Here is a 7506-nt window from a genome sequence, read left to right as displayed (position 1 = left end):
CCGCAGGGGCGTCACCGGGCGGCCCACAGCAGCCCCCGCTCGGTCAGGGTGCGCACCTGCGGCACCTCGAAGTCGTCGGGCTTGTGCCCGATGGTCGAGACGAACACCCGGCCCCGGCCCCAGGTCCTGGTCCACACGGCGGGCATCACCACGGGTGCGTCGTGCAGGTCACCGGCGGGGAAGGTGGTGGTGGCCAGCACGTCGATGTGCGGGTCGGTGAGCACCCAGTACTGCTCGGAGTGCAGCGCGAAGTCGTCGAGTCCGGTGACGACCGGGTGGTCGGCGCGCTCGGGCACGATCGTGTAGCCGTGGTCGTGGAAGCCCGGTGGGTGCATGGCGAACGTGCCGCCGGTGAGCAGGTGGTAGCCGTGGTCGTGGAAGCAGTCGACGATGCCGCCGTGCCATCCGGCGAGCCCGGTGCCGGCCCGCACCGCGGCGGCGAGGTTGTCACGCCGGCGCTCCGTGATGGTGCCCATGGTCCAGCACTGGACGACGAGGTCCGTGGCGGCGAGCAGTTCGACGTCCTCGTACACGGCGAGGTCCTCGGCGGTCTCGACGGCGAAGCCCTGTTCCTCGAGGAACGGGACGAAGCCGTCGCTGATGGTCACGGGCTGGTGCCCGTCCCAGCCGCCGCGGACGACCAGTGCCCTGCGGGTGTCGGTGGTCACGGTCGATGCACTCTCCCATCGGCGCCGCACACGCGGGTGCGGCTGTCGGGGTGGCTCGGACGGCGCCCGGCGGAGCCTGCTGCGGCGTGATGCCTGCAGCCGGACGGTGCCGGGTGCGAGAGGGCGAACGTATGAACCGGCCGAGCTCTTTGTCAATACGTTGTACTAACTCTGTTCGGCTGTGCGGCGCCGAGCCGGTGCCCCTCGGGCCGGTGGCGCAACTGGACGGGCGGGGAGGGAAGTTCGCCGGCGCCGGAGGAGGGCGGGATCTGCTGCGGAGCGGCTGCGCGGCCGCGGCGCCTCGTCCCCTGCCCGCGGTCGCTGTCCGCACCCGGCGACGGGGCGCGTTTCTCCAGGTAGGACACGCCTGGCAGGGAGTTGGTGATCGGGGCCCTCCGGCTCTTCCGGGCCGTCCGGAGCATCAGAGGAGGGCGCTCGTCGAGAGGCCCACCCGTTGCGGTGCCGAGTCCGGTCGTGGTGACAACTCGCTCGAAGCGAAGGGGAATTGGTCATGTCGAGCGCATTGACTTAAGTCAAGAGGATGGACTTTCATGTCCGCCCAGTGACGCCATGGCGCCCGTGGCGCTCAGCGGCGCCCCTGTCCGAGGCGCACGCACCTCGCCCCACCCGCCGCCCACCCCCCTGAGCAGGAGTTCCCATGAACACCGCCCTGTCCAGACGCGAGGCCCTCCTCGGGGCCACCTTCGCCGCGGCCGGACTCCTTCTCGGCGCGAACTCCGCGTCGGCCTCCGCCGCGTCCCCCTCCCTCGCGTCCCCGTCAGCCGCGTCCCGCTCCGTCGGGCCGGAGTCCGCCGGCGGTGTCCGCGTGATGCCGCTCGGCGACTCCCTGACCGACGGATTCACCCCGTACCCCGGCGGGTACCGGGTGGGCCTGTGGCAGCGACTGACCGCCGACGGCCACACCGTGGACTTCGTCGGCTCGCAGTCCAACGGCCCGGCCGAGCTGGGGGATCACGACCACGAAGGGCACTCCGGCTGGCGCATCGACCAGTTGGACGCGAACATCGACGCCTGGTTCCCACCGGCGGACCCGCGCACCGTCCTCCTGCTCATCGGCACCAACGACCTCAACCAGAACCACGACATCGCGCACGCGCCGGACCGCCTGGCGCGGCTCATCGACCACATCCGGGCAGCGGCTCCGCGCTGCGAACTCCTCGTCGCCACCGTCCCTCCGCAGTCCAACGCCACGCTGGAGAGCAGAGTCAGGGCGTACAACGCGGCGATCCCGCAGGTCGTGGCCGCCAAGGGGCCGCAGACGCACCTCGTGGCGATGTACGACGCCCTGACCACGGCGGATCTCGCCGACGGCATCCACCCGACGCAGGCCGGCTACGCAAAGATGGCCGCCGTCTGGTACGAGGCGCTGCGCGCCGTCCCCGGCTCCCTCGAACCCCTGCGGAGCACCACACGGAGCCGACCGTCCGGACCATCCCGAGCAAGGAGCTGACATGGCTGAACACTCCCACGACCGGCGAAGGTTCCTGCGCGGCGCCGGTGCCCTGGGCGCGGCAGGCGCCGCGGCCTGGGCCGGCGTCGGCGGTCTCACGTCGGCCGACGCGCAGACCGCGCGGACCACGCGGGCCGCGGACGAGGACCCCGCCCCCAAGAAGCGGCGGCGCTTCGCCGCGGCCGACGCGGTGCAGGGAAAGGTGTACGTCGGGTACCAGGGCTGGTTCGCCGCGGCCGGCGACGGCTCCCCGGTCAACGCCTGGACGCACTGGGCTGCGGGCACGACACCCTCCCCCGGCAACCAGACCTTCGAGCTCTATCCGGACACGTCGGTGTACCCCGCAGACTCCCTCTTCCGGACCGGCTACGCGGCGCTGGGCAACGGCAGCCCCGCCACCCTGTTCAGCTCGTACTCCACGGCTGTCATCGACCAGCACTTCCACTGGATGCAGCAGCACGGGATCGACGGCGCGGCCCTGCAGCGGTTCGGCAGCGACGTGCGCGCGGTCGACCAGCCGCGCTACCGGCAGCGCAACGACATCCACGGCAAGGCCCGGGACGCGGCGCAGAAGTACGGCCGCGGCTTCTACGTCGAGTACGACATCAGCGGCCTCGACGACACGAACCTGGTGTCCACGCTCCAGAAGGACTGGACCGACACCATCAAGGGCTCGCTGCACCTGCCCGACTCGCCGGCGTACACGCACGAGGGCGGCAAGCCCGTCGTGCACCTGTGGGGCCTCGGCTTCACCAATCGTCCGGGGACCGTCCAGAGCAGTCTGGAACTCGTCAACTGGTTCAAGAGCCAGGGCGCCTACGTCATCGGGGGCGTCCCCCGGGGGTGGCGCACCGACGCCAATGCCAAGCCGGGCTTCGGCCCCGTCTACGCGGCCCTGGACATGGTGTCGCCGTGGAACGTCGGTAATCCGTCCGTCGACCAGCAGCAGTTCGACGACGACATGGCCCGGCTGCGGGCCAACGGCCAGGCGTACCAGCCGGTGATCTATCCCGGGTTCGCCTGGTCCAACTGGAAGGAGGGCTCGCCGCGCAACGAGATTCCCCGCAGGGCGGGCGACTTCATGTGGCAGCAGGCCGTGGCGGTCGCCCGGTGCGGCACCCGGTCGGCGTTCGTCGCGATGTTCGACGAGTACGACGAGGCCACCGCGATCGCACCCGCGGCGGCGGACCGCTCGATGATCCCGGGCGACCAGTACTTCCTCACCCTGGACGCCGACGGCACCAGCGTCTCGTCCGACTTCTACCTGCGCCTGGCAGGCGCCGCGACCAAGATGATCAACGGCTCGACCGGCATCACCCCGACGGTGCCGATCCCGCCCCAGGTCTGAGCGAGCCGCCGTGGGCGGAGGAGACCCGACGCCCTCCGTCCACGGCCTTCGACCGCACGAGCGCGCAGGGAGCCACCATGACCGCGCCGAACCACCCGACCGACCAGGACGCCGCACCCGCCGGGCGCGTCCGCATCATGCCGCTGGGCGACTCCATCACCGACGGGCACCGGGCCTACCCGGGCGGCTATCGCGTCCGCCTCCGGCGGCTGCTGTCGGCCGACGGCCATGCCGTCGAGTTCGTCGGCTCCCTCGCCAACGGCCCGCGGTCCCTGGTCACACGCCGCCACGAGGGCCACACCGGATGGCGTGTCGACCAGGTGGACGCCCACGTCCACGGCTGGCTGCGCGACTGCGTCCCGCACACCGTGCTGCTGCTGATCGGCACCAACGACATGAACCAGAACTACGACACCGCTCAGGCACCCGCCCGCCTCGCCCGGCTGCTGGCTCATGTGCGGCAGGCGCTCCCGGACGGCGAGGTGTTCGTCGCCACGATCCCGCCCCAGCCCACAGCCGCCCGCGCCCGGCGCATCGCGGCCTACAACAGGGCACTTCCCGATGTCGTGGCCGCAGCCGGGCCGCGTGTGCACCTGGTGCCGATGCACGACGCGCTGACCCCGGCGGACCTCGCCGACGGGGTGCACCCCAGCCGCTCGGGCCACGACAAGATGGCACAGGTGTGGCACGAGGCCCTGCGCTCCGTGCCGTCGGCGCTGGCACCGGGCACCCCTGCTCACCCGCTCCCGGCCAGCTCCCACGCCTCGATGTCCCCGTAACGGCGCGGCCCCGCGTCGGGCCCGGTGGTGCTGCCGACCAGATGGAGGCGGGCGGTGCGCCAGGGGGTGCCGGTGAAGTCGTCCAGGCCCGCCGCGGCCTTGGGGACTGACGCGGTGTCGTAGCGGCGGGCGCGGGCCAGGGTCAGGTGGGGGCGCAGAGGGCGCCACGGGACGGTGATCCCGGCGGCGGTGACCTGGCCACGGACGGCGTCGGCCAGCGTGTGCAGGCCCGCCAGGTCGCCGTCGACGCCGCTCCAGAGCACGCGCTCGTCGAAGTGGCCGCCGCCGCGCAGGCCCAGTTCGAGGGAGGGCCGCACGGCCGCCAGGGCGGCGAGCGGACGGCGCAGACCGTGCACGGTGGACACCGGCAGCTCACCGAGGAAGGCCAGGGTGATGTGCCAGTCCTCGATGCGGTTCCACCGCAGGTCGGGGAAGGCGGCGTAGGCCGGGCGCAGGGCGTGCGCCAGCTCGTCCTTCGCGGCGTCGGTCGGGGCGAGGGCGATGAACGCGCGCATCACGGCGGGCTCGGGCAGTTCGGTCACGGGTGATGTCGTACCCCATCGGGTCGCCTTCCGTCACACCGGGGAGTCCGCGCGGCCACGCGCGCGGACTCCGGACGGGGCGGTCAGGCGCCGGGCACGCTGTCCTCGAAGGACGTGCCCGCCGTGCGGTAGGCGGAGACCCTGTCCGCCACCTGCGCCGGGGTCAGCACCTGGTCCTTGACGTGCAGGACGTAGTCGACCTGCTGGTCGTACGTCCGGGGGCTCGTGCTGGACTGGCCGCCGAAGTCGATCAGCCACTGGTTGAAGTTGATCGACATCGGCCGCTCGGGGAGGTACTGGGCGTCGTGCGTGCCGAACAGCGTGCCGTCGATGTAGTAGCGGATGGTGCTGTCGTCGATGGTCAGCACCAGGTCGTGCCAGCCGTCGTAGCTCTGTCGGCCCTCCGTGTGCTGGTTGACGGCCTGCCACGGGTCGGGGTTGTAGGTCTCCCACGACGTCGTGTACAGGATGTTCGACGCCTCGCCCCAGCCGCCGTTGGGGAGGTACTCGAAGTCGTACTCGGAGTAGTCGTCCGCCATCGGGGCCTTGAGGTCGTTGATGGTGAAGAACGTCTGCACGAGGTGGTCCCCGTCGGGCCCGCCACTGCGGGGAGCGTCGCTGAACCTGACCCGCGCCGCGTACGTGCCGTTCTTGAACTTCAGGGCCTTGGTGAGCACTTCGGTCTGCTTCGTGCTCTCTCCGGTGCCCGAGGTGGACGTCGCCAGGTTCATCACCGAGTTGCCGCCCGCCGCGGAGAACGTCACGTTCTCGGGGGCCCAGGTGGCCCCGGGCACGCCGGGGCCACCGGAGTTGGAGCGGACGCTCCAGCCGTTCGCCGAGATCTTCGGGTCGTCGTACGCCGCGTAGTCGAAGTCGTCGAAGAGGGTCGCGCCGTCACCCGGCGGGTCGGTGGGCGGGTCCGTGGGGTCGGTCGGGTCGTTGCCCTCGGGTGCGGAGCCCCAGACGACCGAGCCGTCGAGCTGCGCGGTGACCTTCGACCAGTTCGCGAACGAGGCCTGCGTGGCGCCGAACGAGTAGTCGTCGCTCTGGTCCAGCGGCTGCCAGTCGGAGCGGTGGAAGCGGAGCTGGAGATCGCCCGTGTCGGCGCCGGGCGCGAGCGAGCCCGCGCCGGACGTGAACCCGATCTCCAGGTACCGGTCGGCGTCGGCCGTCGGGTGGTCGAGCGTGCCGAAGGTGCCGGTGATGTTGCCGCAGCCCTTCACCGCCCACGAGCAGGCGAAGCGGTAGCTCGCCCCGCCGTCGGACGAGAAGTAGTAGCGGAGTTTGACGTCGCTCAGACTGATCGACGCGTCGGACGTGTTCGTGACCTTCAGCCAGGGCTCGGCCTGGTCGGTGCCGGTCGAGCCGGTGTGGTACTGGACCGTGAGGCCGTCGGCCGCGGTGTCGGCGCTCGCGGGCAGCGCCGTGAGCCCGGCGCAGCCGAGCACGACGGCGACGGCGCAGGTGAGGGTCCTGCCGAACGAACGTGTGCGGGTCCTTCTCATGACGGTTCCTTTCCGGAACGGTGGGGGGCGGTCACATGCGGGTGGAGCGGTCCGTGCCGCACACCGAGTGCGGCGAGCCGGGCGGAGTGTGCGACGAGCCGGCCCTGGAAGCCGGACCAGGACGGGGAGCCGTGCCAGGCACGGTCGGCGAACGCGCAGAGCCGGGGGAAGACGAGGCGGTCCACCTGCGCGGGGGTGACGGCGAACTCGGACCACAACTGCGCCTGCATGCCGATGAGTTCGCCGGGTGCGCCCGGCTCCGACGGCGGTGCGTGTCCGTGCACGGCCGGGAGGTCGACCACGGCGCCCGGCTGGGCGGGCGGTTCGTCCGGGGAGCCGGTCTGGGCGTAGTCCAGATAGGCGGCGCGATGCTGGGCGCTGATCACCCGGTGGCCGCGCTTCAGGGCGATACGGGTGTGCTCCGGCTCGCGCCAGGTCATGACGGTGAACTCGGGCGGCAGCCCCTCGCCCGTCTCCGCCCAGGCCACCGGGGTGCGCCCGTGCTCCAGGAGCTGTTCGCCGACGCGCCGCAGGAACCAGCCGTGCAGCGCGTCCGTGTCCGCGAGGCCCTCGGCGGCGGCCCGCGCCCGCGCCGCCGGGCTCGCCGCCCACTCGGTCGTCGGGCACTCGTCCCCGCCGATGTGCACGTGCTGTGCGGGGAAGATGTCGAGGACCTCGTCGAGGACGGCACGGCAGAAGGCGAACACCGGTTCGTGCACGCCGAGGACCGTGTCGCACACGCCCCAGCGGGTCCACACGTCGACCGGGCGGCCGGGCACCGTGCCGAGTTCCGGGTAGGCGGCGATCGCCGCCCGCGCGTGGCCCGGCAGTTCGATCTCCGGCACGACGGTCACGCCGTGCGCCGCGGCGTGGGCGACCAGATCCGTCAGCTCCCGCCGGGTGTACGCCCCTTCGTGCGGGACCCCGTCGAAGACCGTCGACCCCGCGGGGCCGACCATCGACTCGGCGCGCCGGCCGCCGACTTCCGTGAGCCGCGGGTAGCCGGGGACGGGGAGCCGCCAGCCCTGGTCGTCGGTGAGGTGCAGCTGCAGCACGTTGATCTTGTGCAGGGCGAGCAGCTCGACGTAGCGGCGCAGCAGGGAGACCGGCTGGAAGTGCCGGGCCACGTCGAGCATGAACCCGCGCCAGCGGTGGCGCGGCACGTCCGTGATCTCGACGCAGGGCAGCAGCAG

Annotated in this window: 7 protein-coding genes; 3 read left to right on the top strand and 4 right to left on the bottom strand. The window is 72.2% G+C overall.

All coding sequences use genetic code 11. The features are described from left to right. Positions 1–11: 11 nt before the first annotated feature. Positions 12–668, bottom strand: a complete 657-nt coding sequence (locus GTW43_RS33725; RefSeq protein ID WP_161305777.1) for a ThuA domain-containing protein — start codon at positions 666–668, stop codon at positions 12–14. Positions 669–1326: 658 nt separating this feature from the next. Between GTW43_RS33725 and GTW43_RS33720 the strand changes: the two genes are divergently transcribed. From GTW43_RS33720 to GTW43_RS33710, 3 genes are all read left to right on the top strand, one after another. Beyond that, on the top strand, positions 1327–2139 hold the full coding sequence (locus GTW43_RS33720; protein WP_161305776.1) for an SGNH/GDSL hydrolase family protein: 813 nt from the start codon (positions 1327–1329) through the stop codon (positions 2137–2139). 1 nt (position 2140) lies between these two features. After that, complete coding sequence (locus tag GTW43_RS33715) at positions 2141–3487, top strand: glycoside hydrolase family 71/99-like protein (RefSeq protein WP_161305775.1); 1347 nt, start codon at positions 2141–2143, stop codon at positions 3485–3487. 77 nt (positions 3488–3564) lie between these two features. Then, entirely contained in the window at positions 3565–4266 is a 702-nt protein-coding gene (locus GTW43_RS33710; protein ID WP_161305774.1) for an SGNH/GDSL hydrolase family protein, read from the top strand. On the opposite strand, the gene thpR is transcribed toward GTW43_RS33710, so the two are convergent. The 3 genes from thpR to GTW43_RS33695 form a co-directional block, all read right to left on the bottom strand. Next, on the bottom strand, positions 4224–4808 hold the full coding sequence (thpR, locus tag GTW43_RS33705) for an RNA 2',3'-cyclic phosphodiesterase (protein WP_343246195.1): 585 nt from the start codon (positions 4806–4808) through the stop codon (positions 4224–4226). The genes GTW43_RS33710 and thpR overlap by 43 nt on opposite strands. Before the next feature lie 83 nt (positions 4809–4891). Continuing rightward, positions 4892–6313 (bottom strand): cellulose binding domain-containing protein, encoded by a 1422-nt coding sequence (locus tag GTW43_RS33700; protein ID WP_161305773.1) that lies wholly within the window; start codon positions 6311–6313, stop codon positions 4892–4894. Next, a partial coding sequence (locus GTW43_RS33695; protein WP_161305772.1) for a family 20 glycosylhydrolase occupies positions 6310–7506 on the bottom strand: 1197 nt, incomplete at its 5' end. The genes GTW43_RS33700 and GTW43_RS33695, both read right to left, overlap by 4 nt.

It is taken from the genome of Streptomyces sp. SID5785 (assembly GCF_009870065.1).
Lineage (GTDB): Bacteria > Actinomycetota > Actinomycetes > Streptomycetales > Streptomycetaceae > Streptomyces.
The sequence above is the reverse complement of the archived record's forward strand: the minus strand, read 5'-3'. Positions and strand labels throughout refer to the sequence as shown.

Coding starts and splice junctions, on each gene's coding strand:
- GTW43_RS33715 (WP_161305775.1), top strand. CDS start 2,141: ATGGCTGAACACTCCCACGACCGGCGAAGGTTCCTGCGCGGCGCCGGT.
- GTW43_RS33700 (WP_161305773.1), bottom strand. CDS start 6,313: ATGAGAAGGACCCGCACACGTTCGTTCGGCAGGACCCTCACCTGCGCC.
- GTW43_RS33710 (WP_161305774.1), top strand. CDS start 3,565: ATGACCGCGCCGAACCACCCGACCGACCAGGACGCCGCACCCGCCGGG.
- GTW43_RS33720 (WP_161305776.1), top strand. CDS start 1,327: ATGAACACCGCCCTGTCCAGACGCGAGGCCCTCCTCGGGGCCACCTTC.